This window comes from Micromonospora sp. NPDC005194 (assembly GCF_040608335.1).
In the GTDB taxonomy this organism is placed as follows: domain Bacteria; phylum Actinomycetota; class Actinomycetes; order Mycobacteriales; family Micromonosporaceae; genus Micromonospora.
The window spans coordinates 13,912-33,415 of sequence record NZ_JBEXIA010000051.1; the positions used below are offsets into that span (position 1 = coordinate 13,912).

At 69.1% G+C, this 19,504-nt stretch carries 24 protein-coding genes; 18 read left to right on the plus strand and 6 right to left on the minus strand.

Annotated features, from left to right (window positions below; translation table 11 throughout):
- Window positions 1–86: 86 nt before the first annotated feature.
- On the plus strand, window positions 87–449 hold the full coding sequence (locus tag ABZU53_RS29170; protein WP_355068696.1) for a metalloregulator ArsR/SmtB family transcription factor: 363 nt from the start codon (window positions 87–89) through the stop codon (window positions 447–449).
- On the plus strand, window positions 446–949 hold the full coding sequence (locus tag ABZU53_RS29175; protein WP_355068698.1) for an SRPBCC family protein: 504 nt from the start codon (window positions 446–448) through the stop codon (window positions 947–949). Before ABZU53_RS29170 ends, ABZU53_RS29175 begins: the two co-directional genes overlap by 4 nt.
- Here ABZU53_RS29175 and mug read toward each other — a convergent pair.
- Window positions 946–1,515, minus strand: a complete 570-nt coding sequence (gene mug / locus ABZU53_RS29180; protein WP_355068700.1) for a G/U mismatch-specific DNA glycosylase — start codon at window positions 1,513–1,515, stop codon at window positions 946–948. The two genes, ABZU53_RS29175 and mug, sit on opposite strands and share 4 nt — an antisense overlap.
- Window positions 1,516–1,620: 105 nt before the next feature.
- On the opposite strand from mug, the gene ABZU53_RS29185 reads away from it, so the two are divergent.
- Entirely contained in the window at window positions 1,621–2,364 is a 744-nt protein-coding gene (locus ABZU53_RS29185; protein ID WP_355068702.1) for a methyltransferase domain-containing protein, read from the plus strand.
- 89 nt (window positions 2,365–2,453) lie between these two features.
- Window positions 2,454–2,582 (plus strand): hypothetical protein, encoded by a 129-nt coding sequence (locus tag ABZU53_RS29190; RefSeq protein WP_355068704.1) that lies wholly within the window; start codon window positions 2,454–2,456, stop codon window positions 2,580–2,582.
- Between the two features lie 24 nt (window positions 2,583–2,606).
- On the opposite strand, the gene ABZU53_RS29195 is transcribed toward ABZU53_RS29190, so the two are convergent.
- On the minus strand, window positions 2,607–2,954 hold the full coding sequence (locus tag ABZU53_RS29195; protein ID WP_354863228.1) for a hypothetical protein: 348 nt from the start codon (window positions 2,952–2,954) through the stop codon (window positions 2,607–2,609).
- Between the two features lie 313 nt (window positions 2,955–3,267).
- On the opposite strand from ABZU53_RS29195, the gene ABZU53_RS29200 reads away from it, so the two are divergent.
- The 3 genes from ABZU53_RS29200 to ABZU53_RS29210 all read left to right on the plus strand — a co-directional run bounded on the left by ABZU53_RS29200 (window position 3,268) and on the right by ABZU53_RS29210 (window position 8,510).
- Window positions 3,268–4,566: a ThuA domain-containing protein gene (locus ABZU53_RS29200; RefSeq protein WP_355068706.1), complete on the plus strand. Its 1,299-nt coding sequence runs from the start codon at window positions 3,268–3,270 to the stop codon at window positions 4,564–4,566.
- Between the two features lie 87 nt (window positions 4,567–4,653).
- Entirely contained in the window at window positions 4,654–7,488 is a 2,835-nt protein-coding gene (locus ABZU53_RS29205; protein ID WP_354863309.1) for a PQQ-dependent sugar dehydrogenase, read from the plus strand.
- A 113-nt stretch (window positions 7,489–7,601) separates the two neighbouring features.
- Window positions 7,602–8,510, plus strand: coding sequence for an NAD(P)-dependent oxidoreductase (locus ABZU53_RS29210; protein WP_355068708.1), 909 nt, complete (start codon window positions 7,602–7,604; stop codon window positions 8,508–8,510).
- Here the strand turns inward: ABZU53_RS29210 and ABZU53_RS29215 are convergent.
- Complete coding sequence (locus ABZU53_RS29215) at window positions 8,507–8,956, minus strand: GNAT family N-acetyltransferase (protein ID WP_355068710.1); 450 nt, start codon at window positions 8,954–8,956, stop codon at window positions 8,507–8,509. The two genes, ABZU53_RS29210 and ABZU53_RS29215, sit on opposite strands and share 4 nt — an antisense overlap.
- 130 nt (window positions 8,957–9,086) lie before the next feature.
- Here ABZU53_RS29215 and ABZU53_RS29220 point away from each other — a divergent pair, with 130 nt between their 5' ends.
- The gene (locus ABZU53_RS29220; protein ID WP_355068712.1) at window positions 9,087–9,509 is read left to right on the plus strand and encodes a GNAT family N-acetyltransferase; all 423 of its coding nucleotides are present in this window, start codon (window positions 9,087–9,089) and stop codon (window positions 9,507–9,509) included.
- A gap of 10 nt (window positions 9,510–9,519) precedes the next feature.
- Here ABZU53_RS29220 and ABZU53_RS29225 read toward each other — a convergent pair whose 3' ends face one another.
- From ABZU53_RS29225 to ABZU53_RS29235, 3 genes are all read right to left on the minus strand, one after another.
- On the minus strand, window positions 9,520–9,960 hold the full coding sequence (locus ABZU53_RS29225; RefSeq protein WP_354861881.1) for a VOC family protein: 441 nt from the start codon (window positions 9,958–9,960) through the stop codon (window positions 9,520–9,522).
- Window positions 9,961–10,100: 140 nt separating this feature from the next.
- A complete protein-coding gene (locus ABZU53_RS29230; protein WP_355068714.1) occupies window positions 10,101–10,457 on the minus strand; it encodes a VOC family protein in 357 nt (118 codons plus the stop codon).
- Entirely contained in the window at window positions 10,454–10,798 is a 345-nt protein-coding gene (locus tag ABZU53_RS29235) for a metalloregulator ArsR/SmtB family transcription factor (protein WP_355068716.1), read from the minus strand. The genes ABZU53_RS29230 and ABZU53_RS29235 overlap by 4 nt, the downstream gene beginning before the upstream one ends.
- A gap of 114 nt (window positions 10,799–10,912) precedes the next feature.
- On the opposite strand from ABZU53_RS29235, the gene ABZU53_RS29240 reads away from it, so the two are divergent.
- The 10 genes from ABZU53_RS29240 to ABZU53_RS29285 all read left to right on the plus strand — a co-directional run bounded on the left by ABZU53_RS29240 (window position 10,913) and on the right by ABZU53_RS29285 (window position 19,126).
- On the plus strand, window positions 10,913–11,554 hold the full coding sequence (locus tag ABZU53_RS29240) for a VOC family protein (protein ID WP_355068718.1): 642 nt from the start codon (window positions 10,913–10,915) through the stop codon (window positions 11,552–11,554).
- A gap of 67 nt (window positions 11,555–11,621) precedes the next feature.
- Window positions 11,622–12,281 (plus strand): MSMEG_1061 family FMN-dependent PPOX-type flavoprotein, encoded by a 660-nt coding sequence (locus ABZU53_RS29245; protein WP_355068720.1) that lies wholly within the window; start codon window positions 11,622–11,624, stop codon window positions 12,279–12,281.
- A 77-nt stretch (window positions 12,282–12,358) separates the two neighbouring features.
- Complete coding sequence (locus ABZU53_RS29250) at window positions 12,359–12,712, plus strand: hypothetical protein (protein WP_355068722.1); 354 nt, start codon at window positions 12,359–12,361, stop codon at window positions 12,710–12,712.
- An 89-nt stretch (window positions 12,713–12,801) separates the two neighbouring features.
- The gene (locus tag ABZU53_RS29255) at window positions 12,802–13,290 is read left to right on the plus strand and encodes an NUDIX domain-containing protein (RefSeq protein ID WP_355068724.1); all 489 of its coding nucleotides are present in this window, start codon (window positions 12,802–12,804) and stop codon (window positions 13,288–13,290) included.
- Window positions 13,291–13,347: 57 nt separating this feature from the next.
- Complete coding sequence (locus ABZU53_RS29260) at window positions 13,348–14,127, plus strand: transposase family protein (protein WP_355068726.1); 780 nt, start codon at window positions 13,348–13,350, stop codon at window positions 14,125–14,127.
- A gap of 1,241 nt (window positions 14,128–15,368) precedes the next feature.
- Window positions 15,369–16,064: a TIGR04222 domain-containing membrane protein gene (locus ABZU53_RS29265; protein ID WP_355068728.1), complete on the plus strand. Its 696-nt coding sequence runs from the start codon at window positions 15,369–15,371 to the stop codon at window positions 16,062–16,064.
- Window positions 16,065–16,168: 104 nt separating this feature from the next.
- Window positions 16,169–16,513, plus strand: a complete 345-nt coding sequence (locus ABZU53_RS29270; protein ID WP_355068730.1) for a hypothetical protein — start codon at window positions 16,169–16,171, stop codon at window positions 16,511–16,513.
- A gap of 296 nt (window positions 16,514–16,809) precedes the next feature.
- Entirely contained in the window at window positions 16,810–17,394 is a 585-nt protein-coding gene (locus tag ABZU53_RS29275; protein ID WP_355068731.1) for a hypothetical protein, read from the plus strand.
- Complete coding sequence (locus ABZU53_RS29280; RefSeq protein WP_355068732.1) at window positions 17,391–17,723, plus strand: toll/interleukin-1 receptor domain-containing protein; 333 nt, start codon at window positions 17,391–17,393, stop codon at window positions 17,721–17,723. Before ABZU53_RS29275 ends, ABZU53_RS29280 begins: the two co-directional genes overlap by 4 nt.
- An 863-nt stretch (window positions 17,724–18,586) precedes the next feature.
- A complete protein-coding gene (locus ABZU53_RS29285) occupies window positions 18,587–19,126 on the plus strand; it encodes a hypothetical protein (RefSeq protein ID WP_355068733.1) in 540 nt (179 codons plus the stop codon).
- Window positions 19,127–19,504: the final 378 nt, after the last annotated feature.

The following is a 19,504-nucleotide window of genomic DNA, read 5'->3' on the forward strand; positions in this document are numbered from 1 at the left end:
AAGAGTGCCAGGTCAGGTGATCATGTGCCCACCATCGACGCAGCCGGCCCTACGCAAACCCGTAACCTATGGGTTACGCTTCGGGCGTGGACGAGGTGGCCACCGCGATCGCGGACCCGGTGCGGCGGCGCATCCTGACCATGCTGCGCGACGCGCCGCTGGCCGCTGGTGAGATCGCCCAGCGGTTCGCCATCAGCCGACCCGCGGTCAGTCGCCACCTGCGGGTGCTGCGGGAGAGCGGGCTGGTCCGCGACGAGCTGATCGGCCGCCGCAGGATCTACCGCCTCGACCCCGGCCCGCTCGCCGCGCTGATCGACTGGCTCGCCGAGTTCACCGCACCGGACCGGTGGGAGCAACGCCTCGACGCCCTGGAGACCGAGGTCCATCGAACCCGCCGGGAACGCCGCGCCCGCGGCCCGGCGGAACACCGAACGGAGCACATCGCATGACCCGTACACCCGCTGGCCGCCTGTTCCGCACCGCCACCGGCCACGACCTCGTCCTGACCCGCACGTTCCGCGCCCCGGCGGCGGACGTGTGGGCGAGCCTGACCGAGTCGGAGCGCACGGCCCGCTGGTTCGGCCCGTGGGAGGGCGACGCCGGGCCCGGCCGGACCATCCGGGTCCAGATGGCGTACGAGGAGCAGCAGCCCTGGTGCGACGTACGCATCGAGGTGTGCGAGCCGCAGCGGCGCCTCGGCGTGTCGATGATCGACGGCTCGGGCAGCTGGCTGCTGGAGTTCGCGCTGACCGAGACCGACGGCACCACCGAGCTGCGCTTCGCCCAGCGCCTCACCAGCCTGGACGGCATCGCCGAGGTGGGCGCCGGCTGGGAGTACTACCTGGACATGCTGGTCGCCTCCCGGGACGGCTCCCGCCAACCGGAGTTCGACGAGTACCACCCCGCCATGACCCCCTACTACCGGGCGCTGGCCGCCGACGGCGTCTAGGAACCCGCCTCCCGCCGCAGCGCCGCGAACTCGGCCGTCAGCGCCGGCAGCGGGAAGTGCGCGTTCAGACCGCTGGGGTTGGGCAGCACCCAGACCCGGGCCGGGCCCAGCCGCTCCGGCTGCGGGCCCAGCCCGGCCTTCGGCCGGACGAACGCGATCCGGTACGCGGTCACCCCGAGAATCGCCACCCACCTCGGCCGGTGCCGCTCGGCCTTCACCGCCAACCCGGTCACCCCGGCCACCAGCTCGGCCGGGGTCAGCTCGTCGGCGCGGGCGGTGGCCCGGTTGCTCAGGCTGGTGATGCCCAGTCCCTGCCGCAGCAGTTCGGCGCGCTCCCACGGGCGCAGCTCCCGGTCGGTGAAGCCGGCGCCGTGCAGGGCCGGCCAGAAGCGACTGCCCCGGCGGGCGAAGTGCTCCCCCACCGCCGCCGAGTACAGACCCGGGTTGAAGCCGCAGAACAGCACCCGCAGGCCCGGGCCGATCACGTCCACCAGGCCACGACCGGCCGCGGCCGCGACCTCCTGCCGGGTCGGCGACCGCCAGGGCTGCGCCGCGCCCGCGTCCACTGCACCGATCCTGCCGTACGCCCCGACACCCGTCCCGACCTGCGCGCAACCCGAACGCACCCCACCCGGTGCGCGCCGGTGATCCCGACTTGACACCCTGAACGGATGCACAGCACCGACCACCTCGCCGCCAGCCGGTACGCGCGGATGCGCTGGAACACGCCGCTCTCGGAGGAGCACGCGGCCCTGCTGCTGCGACGACTCGACGTACGCCCCGGCGCGCGCGTGCTGGACCTCGGCTGCGGCTGGGGCGAGCTGCTGCTGCGCGCCGTCGCCGCGGGCGGCGTGGCAGGCCCCGTCGCGACGAGGGGCGTCGGTGTCGACACCGACGAGGCCGCCCTCGCCCGCGGGCGCAGGCTCGCCGCCGAGAAGTCGCTGAACCGGCACGTCGCCTTCGTGATGGGCGAGGCCGCGGCCTGGCACGAGCCGGCCGACCGGGTCCTGTGTATCGGCTCGGCACACGTCTTCGGCGGCACCGGCGCGGCCCTCGACGCGCTCGCCAGCGTGGTCCGTCCGGGCGGGCGGCTGCTGCTCGGCGAGGGGTACTGGCAGTCCGACCCCACCGCGGAGGCCACGCGGATCTTCGGTGCGGACGTCACCGATCTCGCGGGCCTCGTCGAGGCCGCCCGCGCGCGCGGTTGGCGGCTGCTGCACCTGAGCACCGCCGACCAGCGGGAGTGGGACGACTTCGAGTCCACCTGGCTCGCGGGGCGGCAAGAGTGGCTGCTGACGTACCCCGAGGATCCCCGCGCGGACCAGATCCGCGCGGAGCTCGACGACCGGCTGCGCCAGTACGTCGGCGGCTACCGCGGCGTCCTCGGCCTCGCGTACCTCGTCCTCGGTCGCTGACGCCTCCGGCGCAAGCCTGCCCGTACTACTCCGTCTCCACCGCGGACCGGACCACCGCGCCCGAGCTGGAGCGGTTCCTGGCCGAGCGGATGAACGCGACGACGATCGAGGTCGACTCCTCACACCTCGCCATGGTCACGCACCCCGAGGCGATCGCCGACCTCATCCTCATGGCGACCAGGGGCACTCGCGACCCGGAGTCGAACGGCCGAGGCTGACCACCGCGACGCTGGCGCGCACCGTCAGGTCAGGACGCACGCGGTGCCGCAGTACGGGCAGTGCGCGCGCTTGGCGTTCGAGGTGACCTCGACATCGCAGCGTGGGCACCGGCCGTTCTCCCACAGGCCCTGATCCAGGCCGAGCTCACCGCCGTAGTAGTCGCGATCGGGCCAGGCGACCAACTCGACGTCGAGGCCCGGGTCGACATCGTCCTCGAACCAGGTGACGTTGGCCAGGGTCAGCACCGTTCGCATGCCGTACACCTCCTGCGTGAACCGCGGCAGGGCACGCCGCAGGACGTCGACCAGCTCACGGACCGGCAGCGCCGCGAGTTGCCCGGCGAGGCGCTCGCGATCTTCGTCGGTGGACATACCGCCGACCCTACGTCCCGCTCCGACGCCGGCGCTGACCGTGCCACGGTGCGTCCCAGGCCGGAGCGGGTGGGCTTGACGGGGCGCAGACATCGGAGGTTTACTGCGTCAGCGATGTGAGTCGATGCACTGTGACCGTCCATAGAGGTTGGTCGGAGTCATCGGCTGGCCAATCGCACGTTCACCACCGCTCCACATCACCGCACCATCTCAGCCGAGCATCGGCGGCCCGGCTTCCGCACCACCGCCACCCTGGCCCCGGGCGTGCCCTCGCGCACCCCTCGGGGTCGACGCTCAGCAGAGGAGCAAGACCATGCGTTCCCGTCCCCGCCTGTTGGCATTCGTCACCGGCCTGGCCGTGTTGATGGCCGGCCTGATAGCCCTTCCCACGACGGCCTCGGCCGCACCGCTGACCAAGGTCCTGGTGTTCAGCAAGACCGCCGGCTTCCGGCACTCGTCCATCCCGAACGGAATCGCGGCCATCCAGCAGCTCGGCGCTTCCAACGGCTTCAGCGTGACCGCGACCGAGGACGCCGCCCAGTTCACCACCTCCAACCTGGCCCAGTACCAGGCGGTGGTCTTCATGTCGACGACCGGCGACGTCCTCAACGCCAGCCAGCAGACGGCCTTCGAGCAGTACATCGCCGCCGGCGGCGGGTACGTCGGCGTGCACGCCGCCGCCGACACCGAGTACAGCTGGCCGTGGTACGGCCAGCTGGTCGGCGCGTGGTTCGACTCGCACCCGGCGATCCAGACCGCGACCGTGAAGATCGAGGACCGGACCAACCCGTCGACCGCGCATCTCGGCGCCACCTGGGTCCGCTCCGACGAGTGGTACAACTACCGCACCAACCCCCGCTCCAGCGCGCGGGTCCTCGCCAGCCTCGACGAGTCGTCCTACAGCGGCGGCACCATGAACGGCGACCACCCGATCACCTGGTGCAAGGCGTTCGGCGGCGGTCGGGCCTGGTACACGGGCCTCGGGCACACCGAGGCGTCGTACACCGACCCGAACTTCACCAAGATGCTGCTCGGTGGCCTGCAGGTCGCCGCGGGTTCGGTGAGCGCCAACTGCTCGCCGGGGACGACGCCTCCGACCACCGCGCCGCCGACCACCGCGCCGCCCACCACGGCGCCGCCCACCACCGCGCCGCCCACCACCGCACCGCCCACCACGGCCCCGCCGACGACGGCCCCGCCGACCACCCCGCCGCCCGCCGCCACCGGTTCCACCCTGCGTGCCCTCGCCAACAACCAGTACGTCAGCGCGCCCAACGCCACCACCCCGCTGATCGCCAACAAGACCTCCGCCGGGACCAGCGAGCGGTTCGAACTGGTCAACCTCGCCAACGGCAACGTCGCGCTGCGCGCCAAGAGCAACGGGCAGTACGTCGCCGCCGAGAACGCCGGGGCCGCCGCGCTGATCGCCAACCGGGCCACCGCCGGCGCGTGGGAGACCTTCCAGCTGATCCGCAACTCCGACGGCACGGTCAGCCTGCGGGCCACCGTGAACAGCCGGTACGTGGCCGCCGACAACGGGGGCTCCTCCCCGCTGATCGCCAACCGGACCTCCATCGGCCAGTGGGAGAAGTTCAACCTCGTCACCAACTGACCGCGCCGCGGCTCGCTTCTTCACCACCCTCACCTGGCCGTGGTGCGCCCCCGCACGCCCGGCCCTGGTCGTCGAGGAAGGACGATCATGCTCTCGAACCCCCGGCGCTGGTCCCGGGCACTCGTCGCGGCGGTCACCACCGTCGCGAGTGTGACCCTGGCCGTGGCCGCACCCTCCACCGCCGCCCAGGCGGTGGTTATCCCCGCCAGCGACTATCAGCAGGTCAAACTCGCCACCGGCTCGGCCGAGCTGGGCGAGGCCATGTCCCTGGCCATCCTGCCCAACCGCTCGGTGCTGCACACCGCCCGCAACGGCGTCCTGCGGGTCACCGACGTGGCCGGCAACACCAAGGTCTCCGGCACCCTGTCCGTCTACACGCACGACGAGGAGGGGTTGCAGGGCGTCGCCGTCGACCCCAACTTCGCCACCAACAGATGGATCTACCTGTACTACTCGCCCACGTTGAGCACCCCGTCCGGGGACGCCCCCACCACCGGCACGCAGTCGGACTGGGACCGGTGGAAGGGGCACCTGCGGCTGTCCCGGTTCACCCTCAACAGCGACGACACGCTCAACCTGAGCAGCGAGAAGATCGTGCTCCAGGTCGCCAACGACCGTGGGCAGTGCTGCCACGTCGGCGGTGACCTGGACTTCGACGCCGCCGGCAACCTGTACCTGACCACCGGCGACGACACCAACCCGTTCGAGTCGTCGGGCTACGCGCCGCTGGACGAGCGCACCGACCGCAACCCGCAGTTCGACGCCCAGCGCTCGGCGGGCAACACCAACGACCTACGGGGCAAGGTGCTGCGGATCAAGCCGCAGGCGGACGGGACGTACACGATCCCGTCGGGCAACCTGTTCGCGCCCGGCACGGCCAACACCCGTCCGGAGATCTACGCGATGGGTATGCGCAACCCGTTCCGGATGAGCGTCGACAAGGCGACGGGCGTCGTCTACGTCGGCGACTACGGCCCGGACGCCGGGAGCACCAACTCCAGCCGGGGTCCGCAGGGCCAGGTGGAGTTCAACCGCATCACGGCGCCCGGAAACTTCGGCTGGCCGTACTGCACCGGCAGCAACACGAGCACGGAAACATACAATGAATACACGTTCCCGTCCGGGCCGTCGCAGTCGAAGTACAACTGCACGGGCGGGCCGACCAACAACTCGTTCCGCAACACCGGGCTCGGCACGCTGCCCGCGGCGAAGCCGGCCTGGATCAAGTACGCCGGCGACTCCGGGTCACCGTCGGAGTTCGGCAGCGGCTCCGAGTCGCCCATGGCCGGGCCGGTCTACCGGTACGACGCCTCGCTCAACTCCAGCATCAAGTTCCCGCAGTCGCTCAACGGCCAGTTCTTCGCCGGCGAGTACGGCCGACGCTGGATCAAGCCGATCGCCATCAACGCCGACGGCTCCCGCGGCGAGATCTCCTCGTTCCCGTGGAGCGGCACCCAGGTCATGGACATGGCCTTCGGCCCGGACGGCGCGCTGTACGTGCTGGACTACGGCACCGGCTCGAACAACCAGGCGCTGTTCCGGATCGAGTACATCGGCGGCGGCAACCGCAACCCCATCGCGGTCGCCTCGGCGAACCCCACGTCGGGGGCCAACCCGTTGACGGTGAACTTCTCGTCGGCTGGCAGCTCCGACCCCGAGGGCGGGGCGCTGAGCTACCTGTGGACGTTCGGCGACGGCACCACGTCGACGGCGGCCAACCCCACCAAGACGTACACCACCAACGGCACCTACTCCCCCACCCTGAAGGTCACCGACCCGGCCGGCCTGACCGGCACGGCGAGCCTGGTCATCACCGTGGGAAACACCGCGCCGACGGTGACGCTGACCTCGCCCGTCGACGGGCAGCTGTTCAACTTCGGTGACACGGTGTCGTACCAGATCAGCGTGAGCGACCCGCAGGACGGCACAATCGACTGTTCCAAGGTGAGCCTGACGTACGCGCTGGGCCACGACAGCCACGCCCACCAGATCACCTCGAAGAACGGGTGCAGCGGCTCGATCACCGTGCCGACCGACGGGGAGCACGACTCCGCGGCCAACATCTACGGGGTCTTCGACGCTGCCTACACCGACAACGGCGGTCTGACCACGCACAGCATCAGGACGCTGCAACCGAAGCACCGCCAGGGTGAGCACTTCGGCGCGACGTCCGGTGTCCAGGCCACCGACCACACCAGCGCCGAGGGTGGCCGCACGGCCGGGTTCATCGAGAACAACGACTGGATCTCGTACACGCCGTACAACCTGGCCAACGCCAACCGCATCACCGTGCGGGCGTCGTCGGCCGGCGCCGGTGGCACCATCGAGGTCCGGACCGGGTCGGCCACCGGCACTCTGCTGGGCACGGTCACGGTTCCGGTGACCGGCAACTGGGAGACGTTCGTCGATGCGTCAGCCACTATCAGCAACCCGCCCAGCGCGTCGACCACGCTGTACCTGGTCTTCAAGGGCGGGTCGGGCTACCTGTTCGATGTCGACGCGTTCACCTTCACCACCGGCACCGGTGGCAGCACGCCGGTGAGCACGCTGCGGGCGCAGGTCAACAACCAGTACGTGTCGGCGGTCGGCAGCACCGCGTTGATCGCCAACAAGGCCAGCGTCGGCACGACCGAGCAGTTCGACCGGGTGGACGCCGGCAACGGCAACATCGCGCTGCGGTCACGTGCCAACGGGCTCTACGTTTCGGCCACGAACGCCGGCGCCGCAGCGTTGGTCGCCAACGCCACGTCGGTCGGGTCGTGGGAGACCTTCCAGCTCATCACCAACTCGGATGGGACGGTCAGTCTGCGCGCCACGGTCAACAACCAGATCGTGTGCGCGGAGAACGCCGGGGCCGGGTCACTGATCGCCAACCGTACGTCCGTCGGGGCCTGGGAGAAGTTCGTCCTCACCACCGGCTGACACGTGGTGGGCCCGGCCCGTTCGGTGACCGGGCCGGGCCCACCGCACCCCTCGACTGCCGACAGCGACGGCGACTGTTGACAAGCACGGGGCTCCGCAGTGGACGATGAGCCGTGCGGATTCTCGTGGTGGGTGGCAGTGGCCTGATCGGCGCTCACGTCGTGGAGGTGCTGCGGGAGCGCGGTCATGCCACGACCTCGGTGGCGCGGAGCGCCGGGCCGGGAGTCAACCACCAGCTCGATGTCGGGTCCGCCTCGATCGACGACCTGCGGGCGTTGCTGACCGGTCACGAGGGCGTCGTGTACGCCACCCGGACCGACGAGCAGCGGCCGCTGCCCAAACCGATCTACCCGCAGTTCCGCCGCGACAACGTCGATCCGGTGGTACGCCTGTTCACCGCCGCCCGCGCGGAGGGTCTCACCCGCGGGGTAATCATGGGCTCGTACTACACGTACTTCAACCGGCTGCATCCACAGTGGCGGCTCGCCGAGCGCCACACGTACATCCGCTGCCGGCTGGAGCAGGCCCGGGAGGGGCGTGCCGCCGCCGGGACGGGTCTGCCGGTCGCCGTACTCGAACTGCCGTTCGTCTTCGGTCGGGCCGGCGACCGGCTGCCGAACTGGGCCGGTCCGCTGGACCGGTGGGCGCGCTCGCGTACCCCGTTGGTCGCGCCGACCGGCGGAAGCGCCGCGGCGTCGGCGCGCAGCGTGGCCGAGGTCACGGCGGACGCCCTGGAGCAGGCCAGCGGCGCGGACATCCCGATCGCCGACGAGAACCTCACCTGGACCGACATGATCGGGCGCATCGCGGAGGCGGTGGGCCGACGCCGCCGGGTCGCCCGGCTCCCGGCCGGCGCGGCACGGGCGGCCCTGCGGCTCGGCGGCGCGTCGCAGGCCCTCGGTGGCAAGGAGTCCGGCATCAACCCCACCCACCTCGCGGATCTGCTGCTCGCCGAGCTGTTCGTCGAGCCGACGACCGGCCGCGCGCTGGACCCGGCCCTGCGCGAGACCTTCCCCGGTTAACCCTCGGATGTCGGTGGGCGGGCGAGGTACGCGGTCTTGACGTCGGCCGAGAAGCCGCAGGCGCGGTAGAAGGCGTGGGTGGACTGGTCGCGCGAGCCCGTCATCAGCATCGCCTTGTAGCAGCCGGCGTCCCAGGCGGCCTGGAGCGTGCCGGCCATGATCTGCCGGCCGAGCCCGGTGCCGCGTCGCGATTCGTCGACGACGACGTTCTCGATGACGGCGTAGGGCGACGCCGACCGGCTGATGTTGGGGATCACGTTGAGGTACGTCGTGGCGACGACGACCCCGTCCCGTTCGAGGACGAAGAGACGCAGCCCCGGTGAACTCACGATCTGCTGGAAGACCCCCTCGTCGGATCCGTCGTCCAACACCGGATCGTCCGGATTCAGTTGCCGGTAGAGGCGGATGATCTGCGCGAAGTCATCGGGCCGAGCCGCACGGAACATGCCCCGAGCGTAGTCACTGCCCATCCCCGCTCGCGGACCTGCAGCGGGCCGCCCTGCGCCTGTCGCGCGGCGATGTCGACGAACTCCCGCCCGTCCCCGATGTCGGTGGCGGGGCTTCGCCGTCGAGGCCGTGAACTGGCTGCCCGAGCGCGACTGGCCTCGCGAGCGGATCCTGGCGGATCCCGCGCTGGCCCACTACGTCACGGGGTGGATGCGGCCGACCGACGTCGGTGTGGTCGCGGTCGACCCCGCTCACCGGCCGCTCGGCGCCGCCTGGTTCCGGCACCTGAGCGCCGAAGATCCCGGCTACGGGTACGTCGCCGACGACGTGCCGGAGCTGACCATCGGTGTGCGGCGAGAGTGGCGAGGGCGGGGTGTGGGCCGGGCGCTGCTGCGCGCCGTCCTGGACGCCGCGCGGGACCGCGGCATCCGTACCGTGTCGCTGAGCGTGGAGCGGGCGAACGCCGCCGCCCGTCTCTACGCGTCCGAAGGGTTCCGCACTGTCGAGTCGTTCACGGACGCGGACACCATGGTTGCCGAGGTCGGGGCCTGACTCTCGCGGCTCAGCGGAGGTGCTCGGCCAGTCCGACGATGATGCCCTCCGGGCCACGCAGGTAACAGAGCAGGAAGATGTCCTCGTACCGCTCGACCTCCCCGACGAGTTCGGCCCCATGCGTACGCAGTCGGGCGATGACGTCCTCGATGTCGTCGACGGCGAACATGATCCGACGGATCCCCAGGGTGTTCGCGGGCGCGTTCTCCGGTGCGGGGCTGATCGCCTTCGGCGTGTGGAACATCGCCAGCTCGACCTTGCCGTGACCGTCCGGGGTCCGCAGCATCGCGACCTCCTGCCGGACGTCGTCGATGCCGATCACACGCTCCACCCACCGTCCCTCGACCGGCCCCCTGCCCTCCAGCTCCATGCCGAGTTCGACGAAGAACGCGATGACAGCGTCGAGGTCGTTGACGACAATGAGGACGTTGTCCATCCGCTGGATCGCCATGCCGGATCTCCTCGCTCTGGTGCGCCGCCATAGTCGCATCCTCCCCTGAGACGAAGCCGCCAGCGCGTTCTCGACACGACTGGCGGAAGAAGCGGACAGTTCCCGCGCCTCTAGCATCACCAATTCGGCGTCCGCCACGTTCAGCGTTTGTCGTAGGCGTGCAGCCCGAGCAGGAGCCCGGCGGGGTCGATGACGTAGCAACCGCGGCCGACGCCGGCCAGCTCGAACGGCGGTACGACGACAGTGCCGCCGTGCGCGCCGACCGCGGCGGTTGCCGCGTCCAGGTCTGGGACTCGGATGACCGGCACCGCCCGGGGTTGCCCGTCGCGGGAGGTCAGCAGGGCGGTGTCGACGCCGGGGCTGTCGCCGTGCGGGGCCACCAGGTACTCCGGGGTGGCGAACGGCTGGGGTTCCCAGCCGAACACCTCGCGGAAGAAAGCGGTGGACGCGGGCAGGTCGGGCGAGTTCAGCTCGACATAGGTCACGGGCTGGGTCACGGCGTGTTCTCCTTGCGGGATTCGGCGGTTCGTTGCGGTGCTTCGGCACGGTCGTCAAGCGTCGGGGCGGCGACCCATGTGTCGGCCAGGCTGCGGACCCACTGCTCCACCAGGTAGAGCGGGCCCGGCGCCAACTCGTGCCACCGGTGCCGGCCCAGCGCCGTCGAACGGACCAGGCCGGCGGCCTGCAGCACCTGCAGGTGCTGCGAGGTGGCCGGCCGGCTGACGCTGAGCAGCTCGGCGAGCTGCCCGGAGGTGGCCGGCCCGTGCGCGAGCCGCTGCAGCAGCACCCGCCGCGATGGATCGGCCAGGGCATTGAGCACAGCGGCCAGGTCACGCACCACCCACCTCCAAACGTGTAAGCTGCAACTTACACGTTCGTCTGCCGCTACGCCAACCCGCGGGCAGCCGGCGTCCGAACTCCGGTTGGGGCGTCCGATGTTAGGTTCGCTGGCATGACTCGGCGGATCACGGCCAGCGAGTTTCACGCGGCCGAGGGTGTGGGGGACTGGCGCTCCCTGTATCACCTGGTCTCCGCCCATTTCCCCACCGGTTCGTTGACCGAGGGCATCGCTTTCGTCGATGAGATCGGCCGGCTCGCCGACGAGGCCGAGCAGCGGATTCTGACCATCGATGTACGCGGCACCGGCGTCACGGTGTCCCTGTCGCGGCGCGACGCCGGGCTGGCCCGGCGGATCTCGGCCGCCGCGAGAGAGCGGGGCCTCGCCGCCGATCCGACAGCCGTGCAGGTCATCAACGTCAGCCTCGACGCGCTCGTCAGCGTGGATGTGCTGCCGTTCTGGCGTGCGGTGCTCGGCTACTTCCAGATCGGCGACGACTACCTATACGACCCGTCGCGCCGTGGCCCTGGCTTCGGCGTGCAGCAGATGGACGTGCCGCGCCCGCAGCGGAACCGCATGCATCTCGACATCGCTGTTCCGCACGATCAGGCCGAGGCGCGCATCGCCGCCGCCCTGGCCGCCGGCGGCAAGCTGGTTTCCGACGCGCACGCGCCGATGTGGTGGGTTCTGGCCGACGCGGAGGGCAACGAAGTGTGCGTCGCCACCTGGGTCGGCCGCGACCGCAGAGCACCCTGAGCTGCGGAGCCGAGCACCCGCCGTCACGGTCCCCCACGGCCGCTGGGTGCCCAATAGGTTCGGCGGCATGACGCCAGCCCCTGCCAGCACCGCCTTCGACTCGCTCCGCCTCGACGCCGTGCCCGACCAGCAAGCGCTGCGCCAGGCCTACGACCTCCCCAGCGAGGCGGCCGTACGGAAACAGATGACCGAACTCACCGAGCAGACCCGACGGTTGATCGGCTGCTCGTCGCTTGTCCTGGTCGCGAGCGTGGACGCCGAGGGCAACTGCGATGTCTCCCCGCGCGGCGGCCCCGCCGGATTCGTGGCCGTGCTGGACGCACGGACGGTGGCGATACCAGACGCGACTGGCAACAAGCGCCTGGACACTTTGCAGAACGTCATCGCCACCGGACGGGCCGGGCTGCTGTTCATGATCCCCGGGCGTACCACGACGCTTCGGGTGAACGGCCGGGCCTGCGTCTCCACTCGCCCCGACCTGCTGTCGCAGCTGACCGCCGTGGGTAAGCCGCCGGCCAGTGCGCTGGTGGTGGGAATCGAGGAGGTCTATCCACACTGCCCGAAGTCGCTCCTGCGCACCGGGGTCTGGGAGCCCGACCGGTGGCTGCCAGCGGACGCGCAGCCGACCTCCGCGGAGGTGACGCTGGCCCAGCTTCGGATGCCGGAGCTGACGATCGCCGACATCGAGCAGGCGGAGGCGGACTCGCTGAAGTACCGGTACGAGTGACGACCCGCGCAACGATCTTTTCGAGCGCCGCCCGCCACCGTTAAGGTGCACTCTCGGCCCTGAGCAAGAGGACGACGATGGACAGCCGTACCGACCCGATCGAGATCATCGCCCGGGTATCAGAGAACGACGGCAAGCAACGCGCCTTCGAGGTCTGGCTCTACAAGGCCAAGAAGGAAGGCTGGCCCGTGACGGTGGAGTCGACCTCCGTCGACCAGCCGGGCGACGGGTGCGGAGTCGTGGACATCGAGGGCTTGAAGTACCAAATCCGCCACGCGAAGCGAGTCCGGCAGCGAGTCGCCATCGTGCCCGCAGGGCGACATCTGATCGCCGCCGCCGTCAACCTGACCACGGGCGACTCGGACGGCATCACCTGGACCTGGGAGTTCGGCCACGCGGCGTGGGCTGAGCCAATGATTGAGGATCACTAGCGCGCGGAGCATCGCCACCGAGCCTGCGGCATGCTCCAGCCCTTCTTGGCTCTGGCGAACTTGTCGTGTCCCTGTGCTCTACTCCCGTCATGCATGTCGTCGTCACAGGCGCACTCGTTGACAACGACGCGGTCCTGCTCGTGCACCGCAGGCCGACCAAACGGGCTTACCCGGACGTCTGGGATCTGCCCGGGGGTCAGGTCGAAGCGGGTGAGTCGGAACTACAGGCCCTCGCGCGTGAGATGCACGAGGAGCTCGGCGTTCACATCGTGCCGGAGTCCGCCTCACGGCTGGGCGTTGTGCATGACGGCACAGGCGAGGAGGCCCTTCACGCGGGCGTCTGGCACATCGGGGACTGGGCTGGCACTCCGACCAACCGCGCTCCGGAAGAGCACGACGACATGGCGTGGGTCGCGATCAGCGAGCTGGGTGGCCTTCCCCTCGTGCATGGCATCCTGGCGGCAATTGTTCATTCTCTGCCTGAGTTCGAGCGCGACCGCGACCGCGGGCGCTCAGGAACCAGGGCCGACTGTCCTGCATGTGCTGGAACGGATTCGTCAAGCAGGTGGCGGGACTAAGGGACGTCTCGTAACCCCGGTGTCTGTCTAGTCAGGACGGTCGGTCAGGATCCCTGGGTGCAGGTGATCACCGCAGTCAACCCTGACTGGATCTTTCCGTTCACCGGGCTGCAGCCCGCCCAGTTCCGCAAGCTGGTCCGGCTGGTCGCCGAACGCGGCGGGGACGCCATCGCTGACGGCCGGCCTGGCCGGCAGTGGGCCCTGGACCTCGCCGACCGGGTGCTGCTGGTGGCCGCCTACTGGCGCACCAACCTGACCATGCGCCAGATCGGCCCGCTGTTCGGGGTGTCGCACTCCGCCGCACACCGGGTCATCGACACCCTCGGCCCGCTGCTGGCCCTGGCGCCGGTGCGCAAACGGCCGGTCGAGCAGATCGCGATCGTCGACGGGACCCTGATCCCCACCCGCGATCACCGCCTGGCCGCCCGGAGCAAGAACTACCGGTACTCAACGAACCTGCAAGTCGCCATCGACGCCTCCACCCGCCTGGTCATCGCCGTCGGCGACCCGCAGCCCGGCAACCGCAACGACACGATCGCCTACCGCACCAGTGGCATCGGCCAGAAGCTGGACGGGCGGCCGGTGATGGCCGACGGCGGCTACCGCGGCAACCCCGAGGTGATCATCCCGTACCGCAAACCCTCAGACGGCAGCGCTCTGCCGGAATGGAAAGAAGCCCTCAACGTCGAACACAGGACCGTCCGCGCAGGGGTCGAACACTCCCTGGCCAGGATGAAGTGCTTCAAGATCCTGCGCGACTACCGCCGCGCCGCCCACACATTGGCCGACGCCGCTTCCGGCATCGCCAACCTCCACAACATCATCCTCACCGGCTGACCACCAGCCCGGCCCCGGGCAACGCCTTCACCCAGTTACGAGACGTCCCTTAGACACGGTCGTTACTTGGCGCTGTATTGATCAAGGGCGGGGGCGTAGCTGAACAAAGCGGGCGACTTCGCTCCTAAGCTGCTGTGACGCCTGACATCGACGGTCAACAGTAGGCAGCGCACGCCCCCTCCGACGCTGAATACGGCAGGATCTTGGTCCTGGCGGTATGGCTGTAGGTGCCGTTCGTACGGCGTCGGTGCCTGGCCTCTGCCGCCTGACCTGCTTCCCTACGACAGCTGACCGGTAAGAACAGTCCTGTTGCGTCCACACCGGTCCACCGAAGTCCGTCCCGTCGTCACTCGGTTAGTACTCCAACGTCATTTGGCTTCGGCGTGGAGGTGGCTGGGGCAGATCGCGGTGCTGTACGGGGTAACGGTGCAGTTGTGGACCGGACCCGACATTATGAGGAGCGTGGACCCTTCCCTCGACACCCTGCCTAAGATCGGTGCGCCAGCGACGCGGGCCTTGAACAACGTTGGTTACACGGCTCTGAGCGAGCTTGCCGGAGTGCCGCGTACTGAGCTGGCCAAACTACATGGCATGGGTCCGAAAGCCCTCGAGATCATCCAGAGCGCGCTTGAGGAGCACAACCTGAGTCTGGGTTAGTACTCCACCGTCACTTGGCTTCGGCGTCGGGCGTGGCGTGGGGCTATGCAGACGGCCACCGCGTTGATCATCGATGGTTTGTGGGGACAACCGAAGATCGTGCGGTGGCAGTGGGCCACAGCGTAGACCCCGCTGGGTGGCAGGTCATCCTGGACGAGGCGGTGACGCGTGTCGCTGACCGGTTCGCACGGGCCGAGTCGCGTGCGACGGCCGGCCAGTTCGTGGCAGGGCTGCTGTCGGGGCCGAGCAAAAGCTTCTGACCATCGACGTACGCGGCACCGGCGTGACGGTGTCCCTGTCGCGGCGCGATGCCGGGCTGGCCCGGCGGATCTCGGCCGCCGCGAGGGAGCGGGGCCTCTCCGCCGATCCGACCGCCGTGCAGCGATCTGAGCTGCGGGTCCGACGCCGTGCCCAACCAGCAAGCGCTGCGTCGGGCCTACGAACTCGCCAGCGAGGCGGCCGTGCGAAAACAGATGACGAACACTCCATTGGGTACTCACCATCGGCGATGGATGTCGTTCTGTCCGCGTCGGTGGGGGCGTTACGAGAGCGGTAGCGTTGCCCGGGTGTCCGATGCTGGGGGCATGGACGACGCCGCACCGCTTGGTGCCACCGAGATCGGCTGGTTGGGCGGTGGTAACCGGGGGGCGGTGATGGCTGGTCTGGCCATGCTGCACGCGCGCGGGCTCTTGGCGCCGGGCGTCGGCAGAATCCGCCGGATTGGATCGCTTCCGCGGGATGCTGAGCCGCTGGAGCGTGCGCTGTACGCCGCGTTGTACGGCTCATTAGGGCCCAGAGAACTGGCCAGCCAGAAGCGGGTGCGTCGTGCACTTCGCGATGTGCGGCGGAGCCTGGTTGAGCGGGGACTCGTGCGGGCGACCAGCCGGAGGGTGCTGATACCGGTCCTGCTGGTGGCGCTGCCCCCGGCATTGCTCGCGCGGTTGGTGGCGCTAAATGCAGTCGATGTGACAGAGGGACTCGTGGCCGTCGTGGTACTCGTGGGCATCGCCGTCTGGTTTCTGCCTCGCCGGACCGTCGCCGGGGCACAAGCGTTGGCTGCCGCCCGGGTTCGATATGGCGACCTCGTCGAGCGGTCCCAGCTGGAGCCCGTCGAGGTCGGTCTCGCGGTGGCGCTTTTCGGCACCCCCGCACTGCTGGCGCTGATGCCGAGATTTGCCGCGGACGGTGGTCTACTCGATGGCGGCCGATCGTCAATCCAGCTCGACAGCCGACTCGACTCGTCGCGGTGGGGTACGAACACCGACTACTTCTGGAACTAGGTGACCAAACACCCCTAGGCTGATTTGTCACGCAGGCCCTGATACCGATCTGTCATGCAGGTTCTGAGACCCGACATCGCCGGCAGCCGGGGGATACTCGCCATGTGGACGCCCCTCACCCGAAGCAACTGGGAGCCTTCGTTCGAGCGACGGCGGTCTTGGCACTCAGCCCGACGCAGCAAGTGGCGTGGCTGGAGTCGCTTGAAATTCAAGTATCGGTCGACGAATTGGCGCTGGAGTTCGAGGACGGACATCTCCTACTGCCGCAGTGGGTTGAGGCAGGTTGGCTCCCGCCTGATGCAGTAGCGGCCTTCTCGGCCCTGGACGAGGCTCTGACCGGCATGAGCGGCGCTGATCACGCTGAGCTCTGGACCGTCGCGGCACTCCACGAGGCTCCTGAGTGGGCGCGAGTACGCGAACTCGCTGCCAAGGTTTTTCACCTTCTCTGACGCCCGCGCTACTTGGCGTTGTATTGATCAACAGCGGGGGCGTAGCCGATCAAAGTGGACGACTTGGCTTCTGAACTGCTGTTACGCCTGGCATTGATAGTCAGCGTTAGGCACTGCGGGTTCCCCTACGACGGCCTGGATACGGCATGATCTTGGTCCTGGCGGCGTGGCTGTAGGTGTCGTTCATACGGCGTCGCTGCCTGCGCTCCCCTGCCGGCAAGCTGCTTGCGGCCACGTGGCGCGCGCCGAGCTTGTCTGCCGAGCGCTCGCGTTTCGCCATCTGGCACCATCACCGCATGAGCACGCAGCGCCCAACCCTCATCGCTGCGGTAGCGGGTGCGCTGGCCGGTGCCGCTACCTCGCAAGCTCTCCGCAAGGCTGCCCCATTGCCGGACCTTGGCATCGACAGAGGCGAGCGCGCGCCAGAGCGCAAGGTGACGGCGGACGACCTGGACAAGGAGTTGATCGATCAACTCCACGCAGCAACCCTCAAAGCTGCTGACTCTTGCTTTGAGATTAAAAAGCTGTGCGCGACCGTCCTCGTTCCGACAGGCACGCTCGTCGCGCTGTTTTCCGGCCGACGTCTCACTGCGGCCGTATTCGTCTCGGGCCTCCTCGTCATCTGCTTCTTCTGGCTCGCAGACGCGGTTGGCTATTACTACCAGCGACGACTTAGGGTCGCCATGGACACCATCTGGCGGCGCAGGGCAGCGCGTTGCGATGAAGGTTGGACGCCACCAAGTGTGTCAGCAGCGTCGCCACTCAGAGCAGCATTCAACGGATCAATGACCTACTACGCTTTGCTCGCAGCCCCAGTCCTGCTGGCGCTAATGCTATACGCCTCCAACGTCATTAACTCACCAACCACGGCGTCCCCATGAACGCTTTCGTTAGCTACAGCAGGCGCGACAATCCTCTCGGGCGACTTGCCGAGGTCGAGTTGCAACTCGGCGCGATCGGTGATGTTTATATCGACGATCTACATCACCCACCGAACGTTAACCGCCATGTCGCTGTAATAGCCGCGCTCGAAGCTGCAAGCACCTTCATAGCAGTATTGTCTCCACATTACGCCCAGACACCCTGGACGAGATACGAGGTCAGAGAGGCCGCGCGCAGAGGACTTCCGCTGCTACTCCTTACGGAGGCAGGTGCAGTTCGAGAGGGTTCCTACGACGAACTCCTTCCAGTCGCAGACGCGACCCCTTGACCCCCAGGCAACCAACAGGGCTCGCTGACCTGCCTTGCAATGGGCGCCGAACTGCGGAAGCGGTCCACGAACGTCCGTGGAGATCCACCGCCGCTCGCGCCCGTCGTCACCCAGTTAGTCACTCACCTCCCCTGGACGGACAGTCGGATCAAGCCCAGGAAGGAGGGATGAGGCGCATGGATTGCTGAGATCATGCGACGCATGCGGGACGAAAACCTCGTGGGACTGTGGGACAGCGGCCCGTATGACTACGGGTCGATGGAGTCGAGTTGGGTTTGCCTTCGGGGCGACGGCACGGGTTGGACCGCATGGGCCAACGCCGCTGGCGGTGCCTCAGTAAGTCAACTCACCTGGAGTTGCCCTGACCAGGGCGCGGTTGACCTGCGATACAGATGGACGGCGTCGGGCAGTGGCTCCCCTGGCACGCCGCCCGTCCTCGTCGAGATTGATGAGGAGGGCCCAGACCATACGCTGGTCCGCACACGTTTCGCGGTCCGCATCGACACACCGCCCTTGGGCAAATCGCCGGTCACCAGCCTGCACTTGGACGAGTGCGTCGAGTGCTCTCGCCGCTTCGCGCTCATGACTCGGGAAGTCGATCCCACCGATCCCCCGACCATCCGATAGTCAAACGTTGCAGCGGAACTCGGAGCCGCTACCCCGCCACCAGCGGAGACGGCGCTCAACACCTACTCAGACGGCGTTCCGGGTTGCCAGCGTTGATCGCTGCTTGACGACGTCTCACGCCACCTTGTGCCCCCTGTGTGCCCCGCCGCTGCCGGGGAGGCTCTTTGCCTGCATCTCGCCTTGATCTTGGCGGCCGAGGTGCAACGCCTCAAGCCTTAGGTCGGTAACCTCGCGCAGTGACTTCTGCTGATCAAGAAGGTTGGTCCTTCGCCAGTGCACGGGTCCCGGCCGAGTTCGGCGCCGCAGTTTGCCCGCTGACACCGGGTGTGGAGCATGCTTGGGGCGGCGAGGGAACCCTGTGCGGCCTCGTCGAGGACCAGGTCGAGGTGTACCTACACCTCTTCGACCGCGAGGACGCCTCGGCCTGCCCGACCTGCCGGCAGCAGGCCGCCGTCGCCCCGACCCGGCCCTGCGGACAGGAACGCTTGCACGACCGGATCCTGGCGGCTGCGGCGGGACCGTTGCGCGAGGAACTGCTCGACGCTCTGCGCCGAGGTGCCGAGATCAAGCTGTGGATCAACGGCCCCGCCGTCGGCCTGGCCAAGCACTACGCCCAGCTGGACCGGATCGTCGAAGGCGGCCCCGCCATGGTCGCGGCGCTTAGCGTCAACGGATCGGTCGGGCTTGCTAGGGTCGAGAACGGACCGTGGCAGTTCATCGTTGTCCTGCCCGACCAGGGGCCTCCCCTGATCGCCCGCGCAACGGCCGACCGCTAGGCATCGGCCGCCACGGTCGGGCAGCAAACGGCGCAGCAGGCGTGTCGAACTTGCCATCCCGTCTGCCATCGACCCGACCTCCGGGGAGCGGGCCGCCGCCCGGCCCGCCAAGTCAAGCGGACCTTGACACAGGTTCGGACGCTGGCGGGCCGGGCGGTGGTCTGCTCGGCTAGCCCGGGTCGACGGCAGGCGGGATGGCCTACCGCAACCACCCACGGACCGCAAGCCGCCGGCGCAGCCCCGGCCATCCTGGAGCCGGAGCGCCCCCGCCGGAGGCGCAGTAACCGCAACCCCGCGACCGCCGCCAGCTCGCCGACGCGGCCGGCGTGCGCTCCCCTACGCCGCGTGGGCTCGTGGCCGCGCGGCCCGGCCGGCTGC

Excerpts from the sequence above, each read along its gene's own strand:
- ABZU53_RS29175 (WP_355068698.1), top strand. The coding sequence starts at position 446 with ATGACCCGTACACCCGCTGGCCGCCTGTTCCGCACCGCCACCGGCCAC.
- ABZU53_RS29185 (WP_355068702.1), top strand. The coding sequence starts at position 1,621 with ATGCACAGCACCGACCACCTCGCCGCCAGCCGGTACGCGCGGATGCGC.
- ABZU53_RS29190 (WP_355068704.1), top strand. The coding sequence starts at position 2,454 with ATGAACGCGACGACGATCGAGGTCGACTCCTCACACCTCGCCATGGTC.
- ABZU53_RS29195 (WP_354863228.1), bottom strand. The coding sequence starts at position 2,954 with ATGTCCACCGACGAAGATCGCGAGCGCCTCGCCGGGCAACTCGCGGCG.
- ABZU53_RS29200 (WP_355068706.1), top strand. The coding sequence starts at position 3,268 with ATGCGTTCCCGTCCCCGCCTGTTGGCATTCGTCACCGGCCTGGCCGTG.
- ABZU53_RS29205 (WP_354863309.1), top strand. The coding sequence starts at position 4,654 with ATGCTCTCGAACCCCCGGCGCTGGTCCCGGGCACTCGTCGCGGCGGTC.
- ABZU53_RS29215 (WP_355068710.1), bottom strand. The coding sequence starts at position 8,956 with ATGTTCCGTGCGGCTCGGCCCGATGACTTCGCGCAGATCATCCGCCTC.
- ABZU53_RS29225 (WP_354861881.1), bottom strand. The coding sequence starts at position 9,960 with ATGGCGATCCAGCGGATGGACAACGTCCTCATTGTCGTCAACGACCTC.
- ABZU53_RS29240 (WP_355068718.1), top strand. The coding sequence starts at position 10,913 with ATGACTCGGCGGATCACGGCCAGCGAGTTTCACGCGGCCGAGGGTGTG.
- ABZU53_RS29245 (WP_355068720.1), top strand. The coding sequence starts at position 11,622 with ATGACGCCAGCCCCTGCCAGCACCGCCTTCGACTCGCTCCGCCTCGAC.
- ABZU53_RS29250 (WP_355068722.1), top strand. The coding sequence starts at position 12,359 with ATGGACAGCCGTACCGACCCGATCGAGATCATCGCCCGGGTATCAGAG.
- ABZU53_RS29255 (WP_355068724.1), top strand. The coding sequence starts at position 12,802 with ATGCATGTCGTCGTCACAGGCGCACTCGTTGACAACGACGCGGTCCTG.
- ABZU53_RS29265 (WP_355068728.1), top strand. The coding sequence starts at position 15,369 with ATGGACGACGCCGCACCGCTTGGTGCCACCGAGATCGGCTGGTTGGGC.
- ABZU53_RS29275 (WP_355068731.1), top strand. The coding sequence starts at position 16,810 with ATGAGCACGCAGCGCCCAACCCTCATCGCTGCGGTAGCGGGTGCGCTG.
- ABZU53_RS29280 (WP_355068732.1), top strand. The coding sequence starts at position 17,391 with ATGAACGCTTTCGTTAGCTACAGCAGGCGCGACAATCCTCTCGGGCGA.